The organism is Streptomyces sp. A5-4, from assembly GCF_051131715.1.
Taxonomy (GTDB): domain Bacteria; phylum Actinomycetota; class Actinomycetes; order Streptomycetales; family Streptomycetaceae; genus Streptomyces.
In genome coordinates, this window is sequence record NZ_CP178591.1 from 3921214 (window position 1) to 3944545 (window position 23332).

A 23332-nucleotide genomic window follows, 5' to 3' on the forward strand; every position below is an offset into this window, starting at 1 on the left:
CGTAATCAGAGGGTCCCTGACCTGCGGAAACGCGGGTCAGGGACCCTCTCCGTGTTTATAACGTCAACACCGTGTCAACACCGCCCTGTCGTACGGTCCCCCCATGGCATCAATCAAGACCCGTCCTAAAAGGGACGGAACGGCGAGCTTCACCGTGCTGTGGAGGGCTGGCGGCGCGCGGAGCGCCAAGCAGGAATCGGAGGTCTTCAGTGATGAGACGGCCGCCGAGCGATTCAGGGATCTGGTGAACGGGCACGGTCAGCAGTGGCCGCCCGGCTGGGTCCGAGGGCAGGGGTTCATCGCTGACCAGCGCCGGCCGGACACGATGTTCGAGGCATTCGCGCTCGCCTACGTCGACCGTCTGACCGGCATCCAGGGCGACACCCGCAGCAAGTACAAGACACGAATACGTGCCAACATGACGCCCTGGTTCGGCCCCTACTCCGTAGAGGACGGTGAGGGCACCATCCTCCGAGAGATGGTGCAGGACTGGGTCAACGACCTGGAGGCCGGACGGCTCGCTCCGCTCGACCCTCCAGACCGGAAGCCTCGAACGAAGTACCGGCCTAAGACCATCCAGAACGAGCACGGCTTGCTCTTCTCGATCCTTCAGTCGGCGGTGGACGCGGAGCCGTCGCTGCGGGCCTCGAATCCGTGCGCGAAGACTCGTCTCCCGCGACTCGACGGCGCTGAAGACGAAGAAGAGATGGTCTTCCTCGAACGCGAGGAATGGGCCTGGATCTACGAATGCCTCAGCGACGATGCCAAGGATCTCGGCGAGGCCATCGCGGAGACCGGCTTTCGGTGGGGCGAGGCAACGGCACTTCAGCCCCGTGACCTTCGGCGGCGTAATGGCCGGCCCGCCATCCGTGTTCAGAGGGCCTGGAAGAAGGACGAGGACGGTAAGTCCATCCTCGGCCCCCCGAAGACCCGTAAGGCGCGACGGACCGTCGTCATCACTCACAAGCTTGATCGGATGCTGCGACGCCGAGCCAAGGGCCTGGCTCCCAACGCCCTCATATTCACTGGTCCCGAGGGGGGCAAGTGGGACCCCGGCACGTTCCGGCGCTTGCGCTGGCTGCCCGCGATCGAGCTGGCTGCGGAGAAGTACGGCCTCATCAAGCGACCGCGCATCCACGACCTCCGTCACTCCCACGCATCGTGGCTGATTGCCGCGAAGGTGCCGCTTCCGGCCATCCAAGGACGTCTTGGGCACGAGTCCATCACCACCACCGTCGACCGGTACGGCCACCTCCTGGACGCCTTGGACGACGAGGTCATGGCCGCCATCGAATGGGCCATGGACCCCACCGCCCCGCTGCCCGGCTTCCTGGAGCGCTCTGGCCTGGCCGCCACTACGGACGGACTCCCCCACGTCCCTCGCCAGCTCTCCGGACTGGCCCAGGAAACCTGGAAGGACGCCAGCGACATACCGCAGGACGATGCAGAGCACGAGCACGACCCGGTCTTCATCGTCACGCTGGGCGGCCGGGAGGTTCCGTTCGCGGACCGCCAGCACGCACAGGACGTCGCCGACCAGTGGAACGACGACCACGAGGAAGAGATCGCGACTATGCGGGCAGACGGTTGGCCAGAGGAGAAGATCGCCCGCCGCGGAGCCCTCGGCCCAGAGGAGCGCGAGCGATGGACCGGCGGCGGCTCCGTCTGGTCCCGGATGCCCGAGCGGCAGTTCGTGCACTACGCCTTGGCCTCGTACGAGGCCGACGGAACCCTGACATACGAGCCGCTTCCGGTGAGTAGCCGGTGGACGTGGGAGTTCGAGCACGACGGCTTCACCACACGAGCCGCAGAGTTCCGGACCGAGTCCCGCCCCCACGGCAACACAGAGGCGCACGCTCGGGGAATCAACAAGTCGGCCGTCGCCCGAGCCTTCGAGCAGGCCCGGATGGAGGCACTGGAGGTTTGCGCCAAGCATCCGGATGCCAACCTCACGAGCACGGAGGCTTGACGCGCCTGGCCCAGCCCGCCACTCGAAGGAGTGTGTCCTTCTTCACGTGACTTCGGCCCGCTCCCCGATGGGGAGCGGGCCGAAGTCGTACATGCTTCGCTGCGGGGAACCGTTTTGGGCTCAGCCCACGACCTCCGAGGTCGGGTAGCACACCGTCTGCCACCGGTCGGGTACGTCGGTACGCGACCAACCGTTGACGGTGTCAGGCTTTGCCCGCTCGGCGGGGCCGATGATGAACCCGTTCTCGATCAGGCGATGTCCGAACGACGCGGGGGCGAAGCCCGAGTCCGCCGGCCCCAGATCACGGACGACGAGTTGCCGCACAGGGTTGGGGTCCTCGACACGGACCTCCCGTTCCTCGGAGGCAAGCGGTGCCACGATCAGGCGCCAGCGCCCGTTCAGCACGTACACGAGGGCGCGGTGCGGTCCAGCGGGTGTCACGTTTCTCTCCCAGGGTGGATCGGTCTGGTAGCGGTCGGCCGTCACCAGAGGCTGAGGGGGCGGCCCGCTGCAATCGCTACACGGACGCGTGCTGCGATCTCTGCCTGCGACTCCCCACCGTGCTTGCCGGCCCGGATGGCGGCACCAATGGCACGGGAGCGTCCGGCCGGGCCGCGGAGGTCGGCGAGGGGACTTCCCGGGTCTCTGCGGCGGGCCAGCCATTCGGCTCGGTTCTCCGCCGCCGTGCCCATCCGCAGGTGAGTCGGCTGCTGGCAGGAGTGGTTGTCACAGGTGTGGCAGACGGTCGGGCTGTCGGTTCCCCAGCCGAGTCGAGGTATGACACCGTGCGCGAGCTGGTACCCGTAGAGGTGGCCCGGCACCGTGCCGCGTCGCGTCCTGCCCGGCCGCGACGCCGCCCTGAAGCTGGCATGGCCGGTGCTGGAGATCCCGCCGAAGAAGAACCAGCAGTCCTCGGTTGACGAGGTTCGGTAGACCTTCGCCCAGTACCGGGCTTGAACGGACTCGTTGGCCAGCCAGACCGACCACTCAACAGCCGGTACGCGCACGGGCGTTGGCTCACCTATGAGGGCAAGTTGCTCATCAACGTGAACGGGTCCGGACCCGTTCACCGCCGCGAGCGGAAAGAGTCCGGGCCCGAGGCCGTTCTCAGGCGGCATCAGCCCGGCTGTCGTCCGTCGTGACGACCGGGGCAGGGGCGACCGGGGTCGAAGCAGGCGCGTCTGCCGCATCCACCCGAGGCTTACGGGTCCGGGTGGGACGGGGCCGCTCGGCGCGGGTCCGCAGGGTTTCGATGATCTCCTTCGCCCGAGCGGCGGTAACAGGCTTCGCCTCGCGTTCCAGCTCCTCCGCTGGGACGCCGAGCAGTTCCGAGACCAACCCGGCGTCGTTGTCGAACAGCCGCAGGACTACAGCAGCAGCCTCCCGTGCCGTGACGTCGGCCTCCTCCTTCGCCTTAGCCGCCTTCAGCGCGGCCTCACGCGCGGTCAGCGCGTTCGTGGCGGCCATCTCCCGCGTCTTCGCCTTCAGCGCCTCAGCAGCGCGAACCCGCCGCCGCAGCTCCGACGCGCTCACCGGCCCTGCCGAATTGGTGCTCACCCATGCCCCCAGTTCTGTTCGAAATCACTGCTCGTCGCGCGCACCGTAGGCACAGGTCCGCGGACATCTCGAACCACGGGTTCGTTGGGTGCCGGCGAGGGCGAAGGGCTGCCTCCGGCGGGTCCTCCTCGGAGGGGGTGGGGGCTGGTTGGTCGGGTGCGGGAGCGTTGTGGTGCGGGTTGTGAAGGCGGGGTTCCCTCCTCGGCCGGACACCCAGGGGGCGTATCAGGAACCCGGGCACGGCGTCCAGGCCAAGCCGCTACGCGGTCGCTACGCGAGCCAGGACACCGCGCCCGGAACCCTGATACGGCGGAGCTGTCCGACCGAGGAGGGAACCCCGCCCAGGCCCGTTGTGGGCGCGGCCCGGCCGAGCGGGTGCGGGAGGCGGGGGCGAAAAAGGGCAGGTCAGGGCCCCTGTTCAGGTTGACCCGACCCCTAGAACGTGGTTTAATTAGTGATGTCGGAAGGGGAGGGCAACCCCCGACCGGCACACGGCAGGCCGACCGGCCGCCGACAACCTCTCTCACCAGGAGAACGAACGATGAACACTACGAAGGCCCCCGGAAAGCTCGAAACCATCCGCGCTCTGCTCGCCAAGGCAGAGGACCCCCGTACGCCGGAGGCGGAGGCGGAGTTGGCCCGGATGCGGGCATTCGAAATGATGGCGAAGTATGGCGTCGAAGAGGCCATGCTGAGCGACGGAGAGCCGTCGCGGGACGCGGTCACCGCGCGATACATCGACCTCCCCAACCCGTGGTCCATGTCCCGCGTCCGCCTCATCTGCTTCATCGCTCAGAACGTCGGCTGCAAGGCCGTGCACATGGGCGCGCGGGGCAGCGTGCGCCGCGTTCACATCGTCGGCCACGAGTCCGACATCCAGCGCGCCGAGATCCTTTACGCCTCTCTCCTGATCCAGATGCTCGGCGGGCTCAACGCGCAGGTTGTCCCGTACGGCGTCCGCAGTGCACGAGCCTGGCGCAACTCGTGGACCATCGGGTTCATCGAGCGCGTCATAGAACGGCTCAAGGCGATCGAGCAGGCCGCCCGCGCCGCCGCCAGCGGGGAAACGTCGGCCACGGGCCGCAGCGGTGAACTCGTGCTGGCCGACCGCGACGCGATGGTGGAGGCCGCCTACCGCGAGGAGCACCCGCACGTTCGGACTTCGCGCGGCTCGTACAGCGGCAGCGGATACGGCGACGGAGCCGCCGCAGGCAACCGCGCCGACATCGGAGGCACCCGCCGTATCGGTGCCCAGACCGCCGGAGCGCTCGCAGCCTGACCGCCCATCCCGGCCGGGGCGGCAGCCCGCCGCCCCGGCCCCCCGCTCGAAGCGCCGAGGAGCCACGCATGTACATGGAATGGGCCCGATTCCACAAGACCGACGAGAACGGCCGCCACTACTTCCAGACCTACAGCTTCCCCTACACGTGGGCCGCCGCGACGCCGAAGGAGCCCGGCACCGGCCGGATCAGCGAAGCCGCCGCCCTTGCCTACTCGATCATCTCCATGGCCGGGTGGCAGTGGCAGACGCCGTGTCAGTGCGTCGAGTGCGCCATCACGGCCAAGTCTGCCCAGCACGCCACCACTTGACCGCCATCAACCACCGCCAGGAGGACACGATGCCGTCCCGGAAGCCGCACGCCACCCCCGCCCGCATCCTCACGGCCGCCGCCGACCACATCGAGCGGGTAGGGCTCTACCAGGGTGACCACCTCTGGCAGCCCGGCCGGATGGGTGACACCGCCCCGTGCACGGTGCTGCACGCGTGGGAGCGCGGCGTGCGCTCCGTCCGGCCCCGCTGGTCCGTGCGTGGTGAACCGTGGGACATCTTCCAGCGCGCCCTGTTCGACTCCCTTGTGGTGCTGAGCAACCACATCAACGGCCGCCCCGTGTCCGGCGTTCGGTGGCGAAAGCTGCGGCTCACGGAGGACGCCTACCGGCGCACCCTGCTGTGGTGTTGGGGGGATGAGCCCGAGCGGACCACCGTCGAGGCCGCCGCGATGATCCGCGCCGCCGCAGCGCTGTACCCGAGTGACGGCGATCACAGCACCCCTGGTTGCCCCACCCTCAAGAACATGGTTTAATTAATGGTGTCGGAAGGGGGAGGGCAACCCCCCGACCGACACCGTCACCGGGCCGAGCGGCCCGAAGAACTCTCACCAGAAAGAGAAAGACCGATGACGAACACCAAGACCCAGGCCGGCGTCCAGACCACCCCTGCCCCGTGGCCGACCCTCATGGTCGCCGAACTCTCGGCGCACCCCGGCAATACCCGCGACATCGAGGCCCCGGCCGATCTGCTGGCCGACGTGAAGGACAACGGCGTCGTGGAGCCGCTGTACGTCGTGCGCACCAACGGCGACGTGCCGCAGGTCATCGACGGGTTCCAGCGACTGGCCGCCGCCGTCGCCGCAGGGCTGGAGACCGTTCCGGTCACCCCGCGCCCCGTGATCCGGATCGACGCGCTCACCCCGCACCCGAAGAACGCCCGCGAAGACCTGGACATCAGCGCGCCGTTCGTGGAATCGCTCCGCGCCGAGGGGTGCCGCATCCCCGTCAAGATCCAGCGACGCGACGGCGGAGTCCTCCAGGTCAACGACGGAAACCGCCGCTACCACGCCGCAACGGACGCGGGCCTTACCCACCTCCCGTACGAGTGGGAGGACGACGACCGCGACGCGGCCGGACAGTTCCTCGACATGATCACGACCGCCCAGCACCGCAAGGGCTTGACCACGTCCGAGATGAACCAGGCGATGTTCAGCGCAGCCGAGGCGGGCGCGCAGGTCGGCCGCATCGCCAAGGCCGCAGGCGTGCGGCAGAAGGACGTCAAGACGCTGGTCAAGGTCCGGTCCGACGAGAAGCTGTCGGCCGCCGTCAGCGGCGCGAGCAGCTATGAGTGGACGTTCGAGCATCTGGCCGCGCTCTCGGAGTTCGCCGCCGACGCCGAAGCGCTCGCCGCGATCACCGAGGCCGCCGCCGACGACGACGCCGACGAGGGAGACGTTGACTGGGCCATCGCCATCGAGCGCACCAAGCGCGACAAGCGGACCAAGACCGAGGCCCACCGCGCCGAGCTGGAGTCGGCCGGGCAGAAGATCCGGGATGCCGAGGAGCTGTCCGAGCGCGCCATGCCCGTGTGGCGACTGCGCGGCATCAGCACCGAGGAGCACGCCGACTGTCAGGGGCTCGTGTGGGTGTTCGACGAGCGGCGGGCGGACCGGTACGAGCCCTACTGCTCGGCCCCCGGCCTGTACGGGCACACGGTGCCCGAGGGCAGCAGCGGCACCGGCGGCACGAAGACCGCCGCCGAGGTGGAGGCCGAGCGCGCCGCCCGCGCCGCCGTCAAGAAGGGGAACATCGACTGGGACGCGGCCGAGGCCCTGCGCCGGAAGTGGATCACCGACCTGATCAAGCGGCGCAACCTCCCGAAGACCACCACCAACACCCTGATCGGTCACGTGAACAACGCGCTTCTGAACGGTAGTTGGGGGATCTGTGATGACCTGAACAAGGAGCCGACGACCGAGATCCTGGCCGCCTTCCTGGGGCTCAACACCGAGCAGGCCAAGGACCGAGGCAGCTTCGCCGGGCACGTCGCCAAGGACCCCCGCAGGGCCCCGCAGCTCCAGTTCGCCGCCATCGCCGCCGTCCGGGAGAAGTGCGCGAACCGGTCCGCGTGGAGGACGGACAGCCAGCGCGCTCCGTGGACGCGGACGCCCACCGGCCGGTGGTTCCAGGTGCTCGCGGCCCTCGGGTACCCGCTCACGCCCATTGAACAGTCGGTCGTGGACGACGAGCCGTACGACCCGTCGAAGAAGAAGCCCCGCGCGATCACGTCCGGCAGCGAGCCGGAGACCGAGCAGGAGTCCGGCACCGACGAGGAGACGGGCGAGCCGGAGGCCGAGGAAGCCGACGACCCGGCCAGCGACGACGAAGCCGCCGCCTAACCACCTCAGCCGCCCGACGCCGGGGGCGGGAACCTCTCCGCCCCCGGCCACCCCAGGAGCCCCACAGTGACCCGTACAGCTTCGTTCGAGACCCACGCCGACGACCACGGTTGCGGATGCGTTCCCGCCCCGGCCGAGCCGGACCCGGGCACCACCGCCGACATCATGCAGGCCCGCGCCATCGCGGGCGGACTCGCGGAGTTCGGCATCGGGCCCCGCCGCTGGTCCGCCGCCTACGACCACCAGGCCGCCGCCGTCGTCCTGCGCGTGGACACCCCGCGCGGACTGTACGCGCTCGCCATCCCGGCCCCCGGCCAGCCGTTCCCCGTCCACCACCGTGGCGGGCGCATCGGAGCCCTGGACTGCCGCCGCACGTACGGCACCGCCGACAGCTACACCGCCGCCCTGTTCGCCGCGTTCCTGCGCGACCGTGCCGCACTCGACATCCCCGGTCGGGATGCTTGCCTCACATCCCAAAACATGGTTTAATTAATGGTGTCGGAGGGGGAGGGCAACCCCTCTCCGACACCACGGGCCGTCATCCGGCCCGACCCCCGGCCGTACGCGGAGGGCAACCCGCCCGGCCGGGCCCGCGATTCCTCTCTCACCAGCAGGAGCACCCACGATGACCAGCGCAGCCATGCGGTTTTCCATCCCCGCGACCGCTCAGTCCCGCGTCCGTCAGCTTGTCGAGGCCACCAACGCCCGCGCCGCCGTCCACCACCTCAGCGCGTACGCGCTCGACATCTCCGCGCCGTTCCTGGCCGACTACCACGACTTCGACGGCCGCCTGATCGGCCAGCGCCCCACCGTCACCGTGAAGATCTCCGGTGACATCCCCCGTCACCACGGCTGGACCGTCATCGCCCGCCTGGATCACGACGAGGAGGGCGAGACGATCACGAGCCTGTTCCCCGGTCTGCCCGAGCAGGACGCCGAGGCCGCGCGCCAGTACCGCGCCATTGAGAACTTCTGCCACGGGTGCGCCGTCGCCCGCCACCGCACCGCCACCTACCTTGCGCGCCACGAGAACGGCGAGATGAAGCAGTTGGGCACGACGTGCGTCGAGCCGTACACCGGTCTGCCGATCAAGGGCCTTGAGGCCCTGTGGCGGTTCGGCACGCTGAAGGACTCCGACTGGGACGGCGAAGGGGGCGGCATCCCGGCCGACCTCCGCGTCCCGGTGATCGAGGTCCTGCGGGTCACCGCCGCCATCGTGAAGACCGAAGGCCGCTTCTACAGCCGCTCCGAGCAGTGGAAGAACACCCAGCCGACCGCCGACGGCGTCGAAGCGTACTTCTTTGACCGCAAGGCCCCGATGGACTGGCGGGCCGCCATCGACGCCGACCCCGACGCGCCGAGCACCGCCGCCGCCGTCCGGGCATGGGCCGTCCAGGGATACGGCAGCCTCTCCGAATACCGCCACAAGGTGGGCCAGCTCGCCAAGGCGGAAACGGTCGACCCGCGCCACCTGCCGACGCTGGTGTCCGCTATCGCGGGTTGGTACCGCGACCAGGAGAAGGAGGCCGCCGAGCAGGCCGCCCAGAACAGCAAGCCGCAGGGCACCGTGGGCGAGCGCATCACCACTAACGCCACCGTCACCACCGTGATCGAGCTGGAGGGCCGGACGTACGGCTACCAGACCCAGCGCCGCCGACTGGTGAAGTTCCAGGACGGCGACGGGAACGTGTTCGTCTGGTTCAGCTCCGCCGCCGACGTCCCCGAGCAGGGCGACGAGGTCGAGCTGACGGGCACGGTCAAGGACCACAGCATCTACGGCGAGACCGCACAGACCGTGCTCACCCGGTGCCGCGTCGCCGCGCGGGAAGCGGTCGCCGCGTAGCAGCGGCCCCGGCCGGGCGGGACTCACCGTCCGGCCGGACCTCGGCCGCCGGGCCGTGGGGTGGGCGGCATCGAGCCGCCCACCCCACGCAGCGCCCACCGCCCTCCGAGGCCGCCCGCGTCGGCGGCCGGCCCTGGATACCGGGCCCCGTAAGAAGGGCGTCCCTGCGGGACGGCTCAGCCTGGCCCGGCTCGCAGCCGGCCGGAACGTCCGGGCCGCGGGCGGCCCTCCCGTCCCGTCCGGACGCCGGACCAAAGGGCGTGCCCTACGGGCACGACGGCGCTGTCCATCGCGCTCCGCACGATGACGGGCGGCACCTCCCCGACGCCGGTACGGCACGCTGCCGACCGCACCACCGAGATCCCGAGGAATACCCCGTGCCCGAGAACGCATCCGCCGTCCGTCATCAGGTTGCCCACGCCGGAGGCCCGTCTCCGCAGACGTGTATCCAGGTCGCCAGGCAGGCCGCGATCCTTGCCGTCACCGCAGCCGACGACGCCATGGCCGCCGTGTGCCACAGCCGATCCGACGCCGCCGCCCACCCGACTCCCCCTGATCTCGACCATGCCCAAGGCGAGTGGCACGCCACCTACCGGCAGCTCGCCTCTTACCCGTGCACCGCGCTCCGTAGGAGGCTGCTCCACCTCTCGGCGACCGTGTTGTTCCACCCGCACTGGCGAGGGCAGCGGTCAGCGGGCTGGGCGGCACTGCACGGCTCCCGACGCGACTGATGTCTCCCGACCCCGCCCCGCACCAGAACGTCCGCGGTCGATGGGCTGGGTGCCGGCGAGGGCGAAAGGGCTGCCTCCGGCGGGTCCTCCTCGGAGGGGGTGGGCGCTGGTTGGTCGGGTGCGGGAGCGTTGTGGTGCGGGTGAAGGCGGGGTTCCCTCCTCGGCCGGACACCCAGGGGGCGTATCAGGAACCCGGGCACGGCGTCCAGGCCAAGCCGCTACGCGGTCGCTACGCGAGCCAGGACACCGCGCCCGGAACCCTGATACGGCGGAGCTGTCCGACCGAGGAGGGAACCCCGCCCAGGCCCGTTGTGGCCGGGCCCGGCCGAGCGGGCGCGGGGAGGTGGGGACGGAAAAGGGCAGGTCAGAGCCCTTATTCAGGTTGACCCGACCCCTAGAACGTGGTTTAATTAGTCATGTCGGAAGGGGAGGGCAACCCCCGACCGGCACGCGGCAGGCCGACCGGCCGCCGACAACCTCTCTCACCAGGAGAACGAACGATGAACACGCCTCTCACCGTTGCGGAGCTGGCCCACCCGATCGTCCTCGAACTCGGCGGGAACTGGCGACCGCAGCCCGCGCGCCACGGCGTCAAGGAGCTGGACCACGCCGCCACCTTCACGCACCTCGACGGCCGACAGCTCCACCTCTCCGAGCGGTACGACGACCCCGGCCACCTGCACATCCGGGGCGTCTTCCCCACCACTGACTACCCCTTCCGCAGGGGCGAGCGCGACACCGTCCGAGTGGCCTTGACCGATGACCCGGCGGACATCGCGGCCCGGATCGCCGCCGACCTCATCCCCGCGCACCGTGACGTTCACGAGCGGGTGAAGGAACACAACCGCGCACAGGCCGAGATGCGACGGGACGTCGAAGAAGCCGCCCGCGACCTCTCCGAGCGACTTCCCGGGGCGCGAACCCGAATCGACGGCACAACCGCCTTTGTCTATATGGATCTTGAGCCGGGCGAAGTCCGTATCGGACTCGACGGCGACACGGTGAATCTCGTACTCAACGACGCACCCCGGATCATTGCTGACGCCGTCGTATTCGCAGTGAGCCGATTCCTTCCCCACGTCCAGACCCCCGAGGGGGAACGCGGCGAATACGTCGACGGATACGCCCTCTAATACCCCGTGCGTTACGGCGGCGCGCTCCCTCAGCGCGCCGCCCCCCAGAAAGGCCCAGGATGAGCGCCGACATATTCATCATCGAGCCGCAATGGATCGTGCAGGCCCCGCACCTCCGGTGCACCCTCAAACGCGCCCTTGCGCTCCAGGCCGCACACAATGTGTGGTCCGGAACCGAGCACATCAACAACGCCGTAGCGATGGCCTACGGCGATCAACTCCCGGACTCCGGCCGATGGGAACTGACCCGTTCCCAACTCCGCACACTCAAAATCGCCGTTGAGTGGCGCAGGGCCACACGTGCGGCCAGCGACAAAAAGACCGCCCCGGATATCCTCGACCGCTGGACGCGAATAGAGGACGAGGTCATAGCCGCATACCGCGCCGTGAGCAACGAAGCAGTGTTGTACCAGATTTAGAGGGTTGCCGATCACCCAAGAATATGGTTTAATTAGTGGTGTCGGAAGGGGGAGGGCAACCCCCCAACCAGCGCCGTGAGGCCAGCCGGCCCCGGACGATCTCTCACCAGGAGGACCGCGACATGCCCCGTAAGCCGAAGATGACCGACGAAGAGCGCCGGGCCTACTCCGCCAAGATGCGCGGTGAACTCGAAGCCGTCATGGATCGCGCGTACGGCGCGATGGTCGCCAGCGAAGACTTCTGGACCGCCGTCATGCGCACGGCCGCGAAACTCACCCACACGGACCGTGACGACCGCAGCCCTACCAACTGCATCGCCGTCGCCGCCCAACACCCGAACGCCTCCCACGTGCTCAGCTCCGGAGACTGGCGAAAGGTCGGCCGCTTCCCGGCCAAGGGGTCCACCTCCCTCCGCATCTGGACGCCGATCAAGCGGCGGCCCGAGGAGGGCCAGGAGGTCGCGCCCGCAGCCGCCGACGGCGGGCGGCGCGAGGCCACCGACGAGACCGCCGGGGGCGAGGCGCGCAAGGTGTCCGGGTTCAAGGCCGGGCCGGTTTTCGACATCAGCCAGACCGACGGCGACGCCTACGAGCCGCCTGCCGCCGCCCCGCTTGCCGCCGAGGCCATCCGCGATGTCCTGGTGAACCAGTACCGCGACCAGTACCACGAGGACCCCGAGCAGGCCGGGGGATTCGACTTCACCCAGGAGGCCCCGGACAACGCCGTCCGCATCCTCCTGTACGGCCACGCGTGGCGACGCATCGCCGAGGCGGACGCCCCCCTTCCCGGCCAGCACGCCGCCGAAGTCGCCTCAGCCGCCCACGTCGCCGCGCTCATCCTCGGAATCACCCCGGGCCCCGCCGTCATGCCGCCGCTCGCGGGCATCATCACCCAGGACAAGAAGCCCCCGGTGCATGAGTCCGCCGTCCGCTCCATCGAGACCGGCCGCGCCATCGCCCGCGACGTCAGGACTGCCGCCGAGCGCCACCGCGAACTTGTCGTGGACGGTTGACCCAGACCCAAGAACGTGGTTTAATTAATGGTGTCGGAAGGGGGAGGGCAACCCCCCGACCGACACCCCCGCCGGGGCCGACCGGCCCCGGCGGACTCTCTCACCAGATGGGACACGACATGCTCACCACCGACCAGAAGCCCACCGTCCAGGACTTCCCCACCGCGACGCTCGTGATCGCCGGACCCTGGTTCCGGGGCCACCAGCTCGACACCCGGCCCGCCGTGGTGGTCGGCCCGTTCGGCGGCCCGGAGTTCGCGGACGAGGCCACCATGTCCGTGGTCTGGTACTTCACCCTCGGTGCCCCGCAGCCGGGCGACAGTGTCCAGGCGATGTTCCCGCACGAGCTGACCCCGCTGGACGACACGCTCACCACGATGCACCAGGACACGTTCCGCGACATCGTCCGCAGCCTGCGCCGGGGCCGGTTCGCCTACGACGACGGGGACGCGCTCCGCGCCGCCGTCCGCCAGGCATGGCGCGACCGGACCGGATTGGCCGACGCCGACCCGGCCGCCCGCCACACGCTCCACCGCAGCTGACACCAGGGCCCCGCCGGTCCGGGGGAGGGCAACACCTCCGGACCGGCAGGCCCCAGCACTGCCAAGTGGACACCCCTTCGGGGCGGCAGGACAGGTCCGGTGCCCGCTGCCGGCCGACTCCGCCGCAGGCGGCTCCACCGACCGACGACGGGCACCGGACCGCAGCGGACACGCCCCGCGGGGGCGCGACTGCCCCTGTCGTCGCGCAGGCGCGACGACCCGCGAGCCGATCGTCCCTCACGGCCCGCGCCGGTGGTGCAGCGCCGCTGCCAACGCACGGTCCGCCCTGCGGCCGGACCACAAACTCTCACCAGAAAAGACCAGTTCAGTGACTATCGAGATCACCCACACCCGCCGAGAAGCGTACCCTGATCGAGGGGACCAGCCGGGGCGACGGATCGGCCGAGATCCTGCGACTCCGTGAGTACGGGCGCACCCAGCGCCAGCCCTTCCGCTGGAGCCGGAACCTTGACTGCTGGTACCTCCCGCACAGCCGCGACCACGCCACTTACACCCCCTCGCTCGAACTCCTTGCGCAGCGACTCCGGGAGAAGGGGTTCGAGGTCACGTTGACCGTCGACAACGCCGACCGCCGGAGCTTCAGCGAGGCCGAGGAGGAGCGGGAGGAGAAGGCCGAAGGCCGAGCGGATCGGTTCGGGGAGTATGCCGCCAGCGCCGCTCAGTCCTCCGACGCCGCGTGGAAGAAGAGCCACGACATATCCGAGCGGTTCGCCTTCGGTCAGCCGATCCTCGTCGGTCACCACTCCGAAGGCCGCGCCCGCCGTGATCACGCGCGGATGGACGACGCGATGCGCAAGAGCATCGGCGACAGCGACCGCGCCGCCCACTGGAGCGGCCGGGCGCAGGCCGCCGCGAGCTACCAGCAGTTCAAGAAGGACCCCGGCCGCACGCTCCGCCGTCTCGACAAGCTGCGGGCCGACCTCCGCGCGGTGGAGAAGTGGCAGCGCGGGGAGTCCGCCAAGGGGTTTTCCCGGAGCCCGGCAGACCCGGAGCTGAAGATCGAGCACCAGGAGCTGACCGAGGAGATCGCCCACTGGGAGAAGGTCATCAAGGACGCCGAGGCCGAGGGGTTCAAGGTGTGGTCGCGGGCCGACTTCAAGCGCGGTGACTTCGTTCTATACCGCGGTACCTGGTACGAGGTCCTGCGGGTCAACCCGAAGTCCGTGACCATCCCGCACATCCACAATGGCATCGGCAAGCGCATCGTCCGCGCCACCGGCAACCAGCACGACGACTGGACATGGACCGCCCCGTACGACGGCGTGTCCGGGCGTAAGAGCGCCGCCGAGATGCAGCAGCCGCCCCAGGCCCCGGCCACCGAAGCGCAGGAACCGGCCGAGCAGTCCCCGGCGGTCGAGGAACCGGTGCCGGTCGGGAAGCCGACCGCCGCAGCGGCCCCCGCCGCAGGTGCGAGCTGGCTGGATGGCATGGCGCTGGTGCTGATCGCCTCGAAGAACTCCCCGCGCCGTCGCAAGCGCGCCTTGTGGGCGATGACCCGCCGTGAGGCACAGGCAGTGTGCGGCGACCCCCGCACCTCCGGCCGCTCCTACATCCTCACCTGGACCGACCGTCCCGGTACCGAGGGCACCGACTGGGAATGGGTCGAGGACAACGGCAGCCACGCCCCAGTCCTCAACGAGCTGGGCATCACCCCGCGCCGCGAGTGCACCGCCGCCCCGCAGGCCCCGGCCGCCGAAGCCGCGTAACGACGCCCCCGCCCGTGCCCGGCGGCCGAGCACGCCGGGCGGGCCCCTCTCTCACCAGAACAGGGCACCACCATGACCACGCAACTCCTTGAACGACCCGCGACCATCACCGTCCCCGACACCGAAGCGGGCACGCTCACCGTTCCCGCGACCGGGGGCAGCAGCACCGTCCCGACGTACCGCATCGGCACCCCCGACATCCAGTGCCGATACCCCGTGATCGTTGGCGAAGACCAGGTCATCGGCCGCGCCTACCGGTGGCATCGAGACTGGCTCGTCCTCACCACGGCAGGCGAACGCAACCTCCGCCGCCCGCCCAAGGGAACCCCCGGCACCGACATGGCCGCCGCCCATCTCGCCGAGGAGTACGCCGCCGGTCGGGTCGGCACCGTGCCCCTGGAACAGGTGCTCGCCGAGGCCCCCACGCCGTTGTGCGGACCGGTGCCCCTCCTGCACCCGCGGATGCCGGTCAACGATCGCAACATCGAAGGCGCCGAGATCGCGTTCGCGGGACTCCGGGCCCACCACTGGCGGGCAGTCCTCACCGGGTTCCCCGGCAGCGATAACCACTGGTACCTCACCTGCGAATTGTGTGACTGGGAAGGCCCGAAGTTCTGGAGCCACTTGCGCGGAAGGAACGGGGCGCCGCCGAGCGCGCGCCGCCACAAGGGCGGCTGCATCGGAGAGGACAAGGTCCGCCGACTGATCCCCGCCTACCACTAGCAGCCCGACCGAGGGGCGGCGGCAGCACGCCGCCGCCCCTGCCCTTCCCGAAGGACAGCACCGTGCCGACCCACCACACCCCCGAGAGCATCGTCATCGCGGACACCCCCGCCGCCATCCTGGAATGGGCCGCCCGCCACATCGAACACGTGGGCATCCACCAGGGCCCGCGCCTGTTCGACGGTCCCGGCCGCACCGCCACGTTGCCGTGCTGGCCGCGCGGCGCACTCCAAGTCGCCGCCGGCCACGGGCGGGGAGCCGCCGGCCACGGGCGGGGAGCCGCCGGCCACGGGCGGGGAGCCGCCGGCCACGGGCGGGGAGCCGCCGGCCGGACGTACGACTGGGACCGCATCGACCGCGCACGCGACCAGGCGTTCGCCATCCTCGCGGAAACCCTCGCCGGGCACCCCGTCCAGGCTGACGACCCCACCACCGCCAAGGCCCTGCACCGCGACGTCATCGACCGTTGGAGCGCCGAGCCCGGCCGTACCGCCGCCGACGCCGCCCGCGCTTTCCGTACCGCCGCCGCCCGCGCCGAGCACGCCCTGTTCTGACTCCCGGACGCCCGCCAGACTCCCGAGCCACCGAAGGCCCACGCGATGGACGAGACGACACAAGACCGCAGCACCACCAGGACCCCGAGCCGCCGAGGAGCCGCCACCCCCAGCCGGGACGGCGTCCACCGACTCAGCGTTCCCCTCCACCCCAGGCTCAGCGCGACCGAGCTGATCCGCGTACTCCTCGCGGCCCCCGGGGAAACCGACCTCTCCGCCCTCGACCCGGTAGGGGTCCGGTCGCTCATCGCCGACGTGCTCACCCAGCACGGCTATGACGTACTCGAACGATCGCCGTACTACCCGGAGCTCGACCACCACCAGGACGCCCGCCGCGCGGTACGCCGCGCGTACGGGCCCCGTTTCCTCGACGCCCCCGACGAACAGGCCGTGCTCGCTGACCCACTCCGCGAAGTGCTCGCCGCCGGAAGCAGGAAGCCGTGACCGCCACCGTCGCCGAGCCGAACGGAGCATGGGCACGGCAGACGCACTACTGGCGAGTGCGCAACGCGCGGACACGCCACCGCCCCGAGAGCGCCGGTCATACGTGGCACATCCAGCCCGGACACCCCGGCGGCGCGTACTGCGACCTCGGCCACGAACTGGACCCGCCCGCACACCACACCCCGACCCTGCTCTCCCGCAGCCGGCCGACCCGCCGCCGTCGGGACGAGCAGGAGTTCCGTGGCGGGTGCCTCGCGTGCGAATGGGAAGGCCCCGTGCACTCCGGCGACGGGTTCGGGGACGGTGACAACGAGGCGGTGGAAGACGCGCACGACCACTGTTTCCCTGGGTGGCGGACGCTGCCGCCGATCACCACGGTCGAGGACAGGTGGGCCGTCCCGCGGAGCCGGAGCCGCTGGGCTCAGCTCATCGCCCAGTACCCGGCGGGATGGGTGGACCGGGGCGCCCCCGTCGTGGCGTGGTGCCGGTACCGCCGCGAAGCGCACGCTCCGCCGCACGCGGGACGCCCCCGCTACGAACTCCACGTAGCCCGGTCATCCAACGACCGGGGCCGACCCCCCACAGATCAGGGGGCCCTCTTCTGATGACCGCCGTCGTCCGGATCAGATCCCCGCCCCGCTCAACCCGAAGGTGGTTTAATTACTCCGCCGTCAGCGGAGCGGGCAACCTCCGACCGGCCGCGCGTCCCACGGGGCGCCACACACCCCAGACAACAGATGACGGCCAGCGCACAAGGGCAACAAGGCGCTGGCCGTCGGTGTCTCTCTCACCAGAAAGACCACACCATGCTATGTGACCGACACCCCGACTGTCCCCAGCCCGGCGACATCGCCCAGCTCACCAGGGGTAACAGCATCGGCGCCGATCCCGGCGACAGCTTCGTCATCGTCGAGGACTTCCCCCCGACCGGTCGGCACCTCGTGCTCAACCTTCCCGTCGACCACCCCGGCCGCGCCGACTGGGCCGCCGCCGTCCCCCTGGCCGACATAGCCACCCTCACCCGGCTCGAACCGGCAGGCAGCCGTACGTGGGCGCCGGCCTCGGACCCGGACGACATCCTGTGACCGCGCCGAGCGGTCGCGACCCCGACCAAGAACAGGAGGCGACCGTGTCCCCCAAGACCGGCCGCACGCTCTACTCACGCGCGGGCCTGCGCAAGGTTCACGGCATCAGCGAGCCCACGCTTCAGAACCTATGGAGCGACCGGGAGAACAACGGGCACCCGCCTGCGAAGACCGTTGACGGCGTCATGCACTGGGACGGCGACGAATGGGCGACGTGGCACCACGAGCTTCAGCGGCAGCGCGCCGCCGCGAACACCACCAACCCGCCGAAGCTCGACGGTGACCCCGAAGAGATGGTCGGCCCGGCCGAAGCCGCGAAGGTCTGCGGGTTCGCCGACTCCGCCACCATCTCCCACTACGTCAAGAACCCGCCCGAGGGGTGGCCCGCCCCCGACGACTGGGACAAGCTCCCGACGAGGGACCGCCCGAAGTGGAAGCGGTGGCGGCTGTGGCAGTACCTCGCGGACCGCAAGGGCCGCGGGCACGCCGGCGGACGCACCGCGGGTCGCAAGGGCCTGGCCTACCCCTACCAGGGAGACGAGCGGCTGACTCTCGCCCGGCAGGCCATCGCGGCGAACCCCGGCGCAAAGAACGCCGAACTGATCCCGCAGCTCCAGGGCCAGACAGAGAAGACCTACTCCCGCCCGACCTGGAATCTGATCCTCAAGTCCGCCCGCGAGCACCCCGAGGAGTGACCCGTGCCCGACACCCGCTGTCCGCGCTGCGGCGGCCCGCTCGGTGAACGGCCCGCACGTTCTCGGCTGACCACCGACCGCGAAGTCCTCATCTGCACCACATGCGGTACGGACGAGGCCGTACGCGAAGCGCACGGTCAGGCACCGGTGCCGTTCGGCGAATGGCCCCTGAACACATAACCGTCGGCCACAAGGCCATCCGGCGACATGACGAAGGTCCCACCTCCATCCGGAGGGGGGACCTTCGTCATGTCGCCAGGCGCTGGAGGGTCGGGCAGGGCCCAACCAAGACCGCTCGACCCGGCACCTGGGCGACGGATCAGAGACTACGAGCCGTCCGTCGGTCGGGGGCCCGCTCCGCCTTCCGGCCGATCACTCGGCTGCGGTGGCGAAGTCTGACGTCCGGGCTCGTACGCCGGGGAGTCCCAGGCCATCCAGTACGGGCCCGACAACTCAGCGAACTGGCGGGGAGGCGCCGAAGGCGGGGTGTGCTCCATATGCGGGCCAACGACTCAGCGGCCTACCGGTACCGCGCCGACATCCGATCGTCATACCGCCTCGGCACGTACCGCGCCGCAGCCCGCGCATCTCGCACAGAGGTAACAGTCCAACCGGAGATCAGGCTCCAGGAGCCTGATTCGCAGGAGCCACCAGGCCGCTCCGAGTTGTCCGTTCACGTTTGTTGTTGCATAGCGCCTCGTCGTTGAGCTGGGACGTGCAGGGATGACTTGGGCTGTGCGGCTCGTTGTCGCGCAGTTTGAGTTTGCATATCCGAGTCGATTCGGGTGCTGTGCCAGATCGCTCCCTCGACGCGTTCGTAGGCCGGGGCCCAGGCGCGGACGAGGGCGGGCTTGATGTGGATGTGGCGAAGCAGGGTGGACCCGGCTTTGCGGTTCCGGTCGAACCAGGTGGCGCCCTTCTCGTGACGTCGGATGGTGCTGCCGTGGAGGGCCGGGACAACTCCCTTGATCCGAGCGGGGGTGTAGGTGTTCAGCGGCTTGGAGGGCGGCCGCCAGGAGTCGGCTTCGGCCCAGTGCGCTATGGCATCGCCGCCGTAGTCGCGGTCGTGGTAGGGGTAGGTGAAACGGCGGCTGATCTCGCGGTCGAAGCGGCGTCGTTCGTCGGGGGTTCCGTCGGCGAGGCGGCGCCAGTGGGGCGACGCGATGATCGCAGCGAGGTTCACGGCCTCGGGATAGACCGCGGCGAACAGTCGTGAAGCGCTGTAGGTGCTCAACGCGCGTTCGGCCGGTATCAGCACGTGCGCGCGGGCATCCCAGGTGTGCCAGACATGCCAGGGGTCCTCGGGCGGGCGGATGGCGTCCCAGGCGTGTCCGCAGAACGACAGCGCGGTGAGCACGGCGTCGAAGGTGTTGGCCCAGCCGTGGCGGTGCAGGAGACGCAGGTGCCGGCGCTGTGCGTCGACGACGGCGGGGAGCGCGTGGAGGTCCGCGGTCTGGTTGATGTCGGGCGGGCCGATCCAGATGCGGTGGCGGGTGCAGACGTAGCGGTGGTGCGGCAGGAGCCGGGTCACGGTGCCGCCGGGGTGCCGGGCGTCGCAGCGCGGGCAGCCGGTCTGCGGCTGGTGGCGGAACATGGCCCAATCAGGCTGCGGGTCACGTAGTTCCGGCAGGGCCCCGGCGAGTTGGTGGACGCTGCGGCCGGTGAGCGCGGCGAGTCGTTCGGGGACCACGACCCTGCGGAGGCCGCCGGAGGGCTCGCGGGTGGTGACCGTGGTCCACAGATGGTTGATGTCGAGGCCGTGCAGGGTGGCGAGGCGGCTGATGTAGGAGGCGGCGATCTCGTGCCGGGCGGGCGGGACCGGGTCGGGCAGTGTGCGAACGAGCATCAGGCCGCGCGCCTCCGGCGGACGGACGGCTTGGCGGGCGCGGTGAGCTTCTCGGACTGCTCGGCGGCGTAGTCGATGGGGACGATGTCCAGGAGGTCTTCGGTGATGCGTTCGCTGCCGTCCTCGATGGCCAGCACGGCGGCGCCGCGGATGAGTTGGGAGAGGCTGCCGATCATGCCGCCGGTGCGGTGGAAGAGGTACTCACTCAGCCCGGTCAGTGTGCCCGGGACGTGCTCGTGGAGGCAGAGCATGGATTCGAGGGTTCCCACCAGGGCCCGCCAGGCATCCTGGTCCGCCTCGGCGGCGTGGGAGAACGGGGCGGCGGGGATGACGACGAAACGCCCGGCGAGCTGGCGGCCGCGGGTGCCGGAGAACAGGCCCTGGGATTCGATGTCGATGCCCGCGTAGGCGAAGGTGGCGGGCAGCCGCTCGGCGAAGTACTTCAGCTGGTCGGAGGCTTCGGCGCCGGACCGGGTTGCCGGATTGAGATTGTGCAGCTCGTCCAGGAGCACGAGGTCGACATGGACATGTGCGGCCGTCGCGCAGACCGCGTCCACGATGTCGGTGAGGTTGGCCCGGGTGGGGAAGGTGAGGCCGAAGAAGCGGGCGAACTCCATCGCGAGCATCTTCGGTGTGGCCGCAGGCGGGACGGTGACGTAAAGGACCGGCAGCCGGCTGGCGTCGCGGGGATGCCGTTTGCGGGTGGCGAGTTCGTGGGCGCGTCCCAGCTGGGACAGGGCGGTGGTCTTCCCGGTGCCGGAAGCGCCGCTGACGATGATGCCCCGGCGGGCGGAGATCTGCTGCCGGTTGAGCTGGACCAGCAGCCGCGCGGTCGCGATGACCTTGCGGATGGTCGGGGTGTTCACCAGCGGGAGATCGGCGTGATAGGCCCGCCGCGCGTCGCCCTCGCGCATCCGTTCCCGCCCGCTGAGCGCGGCCCGCTCGGCAGCCGGCAGCAACCGGGGCGGAACGGGCTCGTGCTCGGCGAAACGACGCCAGCCTTCCTTCGTGGTCAGCGGGCTGTCCGGTGGCGCCTGCTCGGTGTCCGGGTCGGGCATGCGGGACTGGGCGGGCGTTCTCATAGCCACCTTTCGGCTTCTGCGTGGGCGTCGAAGACACCGAACGGGATCACCTCGGCGGGCGGCTTCGCCTCCGGCTCCGGTGTGATCTCCGGTTCGGTCCTGGGTTCGGTCTCGGGGACGGTAGGGGGCCGGTGGGCGGCGGCCGCGGTGCGGGTGCGGCCCACCACCTTGGCCGTGCGTTTGTCCGGACCCAGCTCGGCGCGGGTCAGCAGCTGGTCCAGGACGCGGGCGACGGCGGCTTCGTTGGTGTTGTCCAGGCCGGCCTCGGCGGCAAGACGGCGGGCGTGGCTCCAGGTGAAGTCCGCGAACGGCGCGTTGACCAGGGGAAGCTGGACCCAGGGGATGGTGATCCAGCCGTGCTGGGTGCGGACGAAGACCTGGGACAGGTCGTAGGGGTCGTAGTGCACCTCCCAGAGCCCGCGTTTGGCGGTGATCCCGGAGTGCTCGCGCCGCCAGGGACCCAGGTCCGCGCTGTCGTAGGTGCGGTATCCGATCCGGATGCCGTAGTCGTTGACCGCCCGCCAGGCCACCGGCAAAAGTTCCAGGTAGTCCTCGCCCCGCAGTACCAGCGGCAGATAGCCGCTGGCGGCCACCAGCGAGGCGTACTTGTCGTTCGGCGACATCGCCTGCTTCGGCCGGTAGGGATCACGCAGAGCGTCATGCGGCCTGGCCTGCCACCCGGCCAGAAGCCACTCGTCAAGAAGGCCCTGGAGCTCAGGGATCGTCCAGACCGCGTCCGCCTCCACCCGGTCCCCGCGGCGGGAGACGTTGGGCCCGGTGTAGCCGGGAAGGTGCTGGACGAACAGCGAGTTGATCGCGGAAAACGTGGCCTCCACGATGGCCTTATCGCGAGTCGTCGACTGCACCCGATCGGGACAGTCGGCCTGGATTTGTGCGGGTCACGCACCGGTTCCACCCGTGGTTCGGGAAGGAGTTCGCGTTCGTGGATCGTCGGCATACCTGGGACGAGGACCGGGTCTCGATGGTCGGTGAGGACGGGGCGGTGACCTCGCTGCCTGCGGCGTGGACCGATATTGACCCTGTCGATCCGTTCGTGGTGCTGGCCGCGGGACGCTGCCCGTTCCGCATCACGGATCTGCTCGCCGTCGCGGATCACCTGGATGCCCTGAAGGTTCGAGGTGTCGGCGGATCGGCGCCGTGAGCGTCGCCTGATCCACGCCGTCACCGGGCTTCACTGGAAGGCGGGGCGCGCGAAACTCGTCGGCGGTAGCGCGTTTCACCTGCTGGTTTGCCTCCGTGCGCCCCGTCGGCGGCCTTGGCCGCCGACGGGGTCGGCGCGAACCTGATGACAGGAATTTGGGCAGAGAGGCGACTGATGACGACGATGGTGGAGGACCCGAAGGTGGCGGCGCTGGTGGCGACCCGGTCGCTGAACCCGCGCCCGGAGAAGGTGACCGACGTGGTGTTTCTGGCCTCGCGGTTCTGCGACGCCAGGGACGTGGTGCAGGTCAAGTACGAGATGGTGCGCCGGGTGCGGATCGACAAGGTGCCCGTCACGCAGGCGGCCCGTGCCTTCGGGTACTGCCGTCAGGCGTTCTATGAGGTCGCCGCTGCCCTGGACGCCGGCGGCCCGAGCGCCCTGGCCGCCGGGAAGCCGGGCCCTAAGGGTCCGCTGAAGCTCACCGAGGCGGTGATGGTGCAGGTCGAGGGCTGGCTGGCGACCGATCCGGCCCTGAAGTCCCGGGAGCTGGCCGAGCGGGTGGAGGCCGTCTTCGGCTTTCCGGTCCATCCGCGGTCGGTGGAACGGGCACTGGCTCGTCGGCGGGAGTCCAGCGACCCGGAGGAGCCCATAGTCCGGTCCTGAACCGGACGTTGCCGCGGGCGTTGAGAACTACGAGCGTCTGCGCGGGGCGTCCGCTGGGCCGCGGCACGGGCTCGCGGTGCTGGCCGCCAAGGGTCTGGTCACGTTCCTGCGGGTGACCGCCGCCCTGGTGAGCGCCGTCCCGCGACGGCTTCCGGTCTCGGCGGCGCCACCGAGCCTGCCGGGACCGGTGGAGC

27 protein-coding genes are annotated in these 23332 nt (G+C 70.2%); 22 read left to right on the forward strand and 5 right to left on the reverse strand.

Features of this window, described 5'->3' with window-relative positions; translation table 11 throughout:
• The first annotated feature begins 103 nt into the window (after positions 1 to 103).
• Positions 104 to 1969, forward strand: coding sequence for a tyrosine-type recombinase/integrase (locus ACLLJJ_RS17990; RefSeq protein ID WP_434592460.1), 1866 nt, complete (start codon positions 104 to 106; stop codon positions 1967 to 1969).
• Between the two features lie 120 nt (positions 1970 to 2089).
• On the opposite strand, the gene ACLLJJ_RS17995 is transcribed toward ACLLJJ_RS17990, so the two are convergent.
• Complete coding sequence (locus ACLLJJ_RS17995) at positions 2090 to 2410, reverse strand: hypothetical protein (protein WP_434592462.1); 321 nt, start codon at positions 2408 to 2410, stop codon at positions 2090 to 2092.
• A gap of 666 nt (positions 2411 to 3076) precedes the next feature.
• Positions 3077 to 3526, reverse strand: coding sequence for a hypothetical protein (locus ACLLJJ_RS18000; RefSeq protein WP_434592463.1), 450 nt, complete (start codon positions 3524 to 3526; stop codon positions 3077 to 3079).
• A gap of 541 nt (positions 3527 to 4067) precedes the next feature.
• Between ACLLJJ_RS18000 and ACLLJJ_RS18005 the strand changes: the two genes are divergently transcribed.
• From ACLLJJ_RS18005 to ACLLJJ_RS18095, 19 genes are all read left to right on the forward strand, one after another.
• Positions 4068 to 4805 carry a DUF2786 domain-containing protein gene (locus ACLLJJ_RS18005; protein WP_434592466.1) on the forward strand — a complete coding sequence of 246 codons (738 nt, stop codon included), beginning with the start codon at positions 4068 to 4070 and terminating at the stop codon, positions 4803 to 4805.
• A 68-nt stretch (positions 4806 to 4873) separates the two neighbouring features.
• On the forward strand, positions 4874 to 5116 hold the full coding sequence (locus tag ACLLJJ_RS18010; protein WP_434592469.1) for a hypothetical protein: 243 nt from the start codon (positions 4874 to 4876) through the stop codon (positions 5114 to 5116).
• 29 nt (positions 5117 to 5145) lie between these two features.
• Positions 5146 to 5610, forward strand: coding sequence for a DUF6197 family protein (locus tag ACLLJJ_RS18015; protein ID WP_434592471.1), 465 nt, complete (start codon positions 5146 to 5148; stop codon positions 5608 to 5610).
• Positions 5611 to 5703: 93 nt separating this feature from the next.
• Positions 5704 to 7476 (forward strand): ParB N-terminal domain-containing protein, encoded by a 1773-nt coding sequence (locus ACLLJJ_RS18020; protein WP_434592474.1) that lies wholly within the window; start codon positions 5704 to 5706, stop codon positions 7474 to 7476.
• A 66-nt stretch (positions 7477 to 7542) separates the two neighbouring features.
• Positions 7543 to 7965: a hypothetical protein gene (locus ACLLJJ_RS18025; RefSeq protein ID WP_434592476.1), complete on the forward strand. Its 423-nt coding sequence runs from the start codon at positions 7543 to 7545 to the stop codon at positions 7963 to 7965.
• A 136-nt stretch (positions 7966 to 8101) separates the two neighbouring features.
• The gene (locus ACLLJJ_RS18030; RefSeq protein WP_434592478.1) at positions 8102 to 9319 is read left to right on the forward strand and encodes a hypothetical protein; all 1218 of its coding nucleotides are present in this window, start codon (positions 8102 to 8104) and stop codon (positions 9317 to 9319) included.
• Positions 9320 to 9696: 377 nt separating this feature from the next.
• Complete coding sequence (locus tag ACLLJJ_RS18035; protein ID WP_434592480.1) at positions 9697 to 10050, forward strand: hypothetical protein; 354 nt, start codon at positions 9697 to 9699, stop codon at positions 10048 to 10050.
• A 500-nt stretch (positions 10051 to 10550) separates the two neighbouring features.
• Positions 10551 to 11183, forward strand: a complete 633-nt coding sequence (locus ACLLJJ_RS18040; RefSeq protein WP_434592483.1) for a hypothetical protein — start codon at positions 10551 to 10553, stop codon at positions 11181 to 11183.
• A 59-nt stretch (positions 11184 to 11242) separates the two neighbouring features.
• Positions 11243 to 11602, forward strand: coding sequence for a hypothetical protein (locus ACLLJJ_RS18045; protein ID WP_434592485.1), 360 nt, complete (start codon positions 11243 to 11245; stop codon positions 11600 to 11602).
• A 122-nt stretch (positions 11603 to 11724) separates the two neighbouring features.
• Positions 11725 to 12615 (forward strand): hypothetical protein, encoded by an 891-nt coding sequence (locus ACLLJJ_RS18050; RefSeq protein ID WP_434592488.1) that lies wholly within the window; start codon positions 11725 to 11727, stop codon positions 12613 to 12615.
• A 107-nt stretch (positions 12616 to 12722) separates the two neighbouring features.
• Positions 12723 to 13157 (forward strand): DUF6409 family protein, encoded by a 435-nt coding sequence (locus tag ACLLJJ_RS18055; RefSeq protein ID WP_434592491.1) that lies wholly within the window; start codon positions 12723 to 12725, stop codon positions 13155 to 13157.
• Positions 13158 to 13726: 569 nt separating this feature from the next.
• Entirely contained in the window at positions 13727 to 14884 is a 1158-nt protein-coding gene (locus ACLLJJ_RS18060; RefSeq protein ID WP_434592494.1) for a DUF3560 domain-containing protein, read from the forward strand.
• Between the two features lie 72 nt (positions 14885 to 14956).
• A complete protein-coding gene (locus ACLLJJ_RS18065) occupies positions 14957 to 15607 on the forward strand; it encodes a hypothetical protein (RefSeq protein WP_434592495.1) in 651 nt (216 codons plus the stop codon).
• Between the two features lie 62 nt (positions 15608 to 15669).
• Positions 15670 to 16161 carry a DUF6197 family protein gene (locus tag ACLLJJ_RS18070; RefSeq protein WP_434592498.1) on the forward strand — a complete coding sequence of 164 codons (492 nt, stop codon included), beginning with the start codon at positions 15670 to 15672 and terminating at the stop codon, positions 16159 to 16161.
• Positions 16162 to 16206: 45 nt separating this feature from the next.
• Positions 16207 to 16605 carry a DUF6181 family protein gene (locus ACLLJJ_RS18075; RefSeq protein ID WP_434592501.1) on the forward strand — a complete coding sequence of 133 codons (399 nt, stop codon included), beginning with the start codon at positions 16207 to 16209 and terminating at the stop codon, positions 16603 to 16605.
• A complete protein-coding gene (locus ACLLJJ_RS18080) occupies positions 16602 to 17210 on the forward strand; it encodes a DUF6349 family protein (protein WP_434592504.1) in 609 nt (202 codons plus the stop codon). The genes ACLLJJ_RS18075 and ACLLJJ_RS18080 overlap by 4 nt, the downstream gene beginning before the upstream one ends.
• A 201-nt stretch (positions 17211 to 17411) precedes the next feature.
• Entirely contained in the window at positions 17412 to 17690 is a 279-nt protein-coding gene (locus ACLLJJ_RS18085) for a DUF6211 family protein (RefSeq protein ID WP_434592507.1), read from the forward strand.
• 44 nt (positions 17691 to 17734) lie between these two features.
• Positions 17735 to 18385: a hypothetical protein gene (locus ACLLJJ_RS18090; protein ID WP_393334510.1), complete on the forward strand. Its 651-nt coding sequence runs from the start codon at positions 17735 to 17737 to the stop codon at positions 18383 to 18385.
• Between the two features lie 3 nt (positions 18386 to 18388).
• A complete protein-coding gene (locus ACLLJJ_RS18095) occupies positions 18389 to 18565 on the forward strand; it encodes a hypothetical protein (RefSeq protein ID WP_434592511.1) in 177 nt (58 codons plus the stop codon).
• A 493-nt stretch (positions 18566 to 19058) separates the two neighbouring features.
• Here ACLLJJ_RS18095 and ACLLJJ_RS18100 read toward each other — a convergent pair whose 3' ends face one another.
• From ACLLJJ_RS18100 to ACLLJJ_RS18110, 3 genes are read right to left on the reverse strand one after another with little or no spacing between them, the layout of a single operon-like run.
• Positions 19059 to 20231 carry a hypothetical protein gene (locus ACLLJJ_RS18100; protein WP_434592514.1) on the reverse strand — a complete coding sequence of 391 codons (1173 nt, stop codon included), beginning with the start codon at positions 20229 to 20231 and terminating at the stop codon, positions 19059 to 19061.
• Complete coding sequence (locus ACLLJJ_RS18105) at positions 20231 to 21313, reverse strand: TniB family NTP-binding protein (RefSeq protein ID WP_434592517.1); 1083 nt, start codon at positions 21311 to 21313, stop codon at positions 20231 to 20233. Before ACLLJJ_RS18105 ends, ACLLJJ_RS18100 begins: the two co-directional genes overlap by 1 nt.
• Positions 21310 to 22179, reverse strand: a complete 870-nt coding sequence (locus tag ACLLJJ_RS18110; protein ID WP_434592520.1) for a Mu transposase C-terminal domain-containing protein — start codon at positions 22177 to 22179, stop codon at positions 21310 to 21312. The genes ACLLJJ_RS18105 and ACLLJJ_RS18110 overlap by 4 nt, the downstream gene beginning before the upstream one ends.
• 26 nt (positions 22180 to 22205) lie before the next feature.
• Between ACLLJJ_RS18110 and ACLLJJ_RS18115 the strand changes: the two genes are divergently transcribed.
• Both ACLLJJ_RS18115 and ACLLJJ_RS18120 read left to right on the forward strand, forming a co-directional pair.
• Entirely contained in the window at positions 22206 to 22475 is a 270-nt protein-coding gene (locus tag ACLLJJ_RS18115) for a DUF5372 family protein (RefSeq protein WP_434592523.1), read from the forward strand.
• Positions 22476 to 22649: 174 nt separating this feature from the next.
• On the forward strand, positions 22650 to 23138 hold the full coding sequence (locus ACLLJJ_RS18120) for a helix-turn-helix domain-containing protein (protein WP_434592526.1): 489 nt from the start codon (positions 22650 to 22652) through the stop codon (positions 23136 to 23138).
• Positions 23139 to 23332 lie beyond the last annotated feature (194 nt).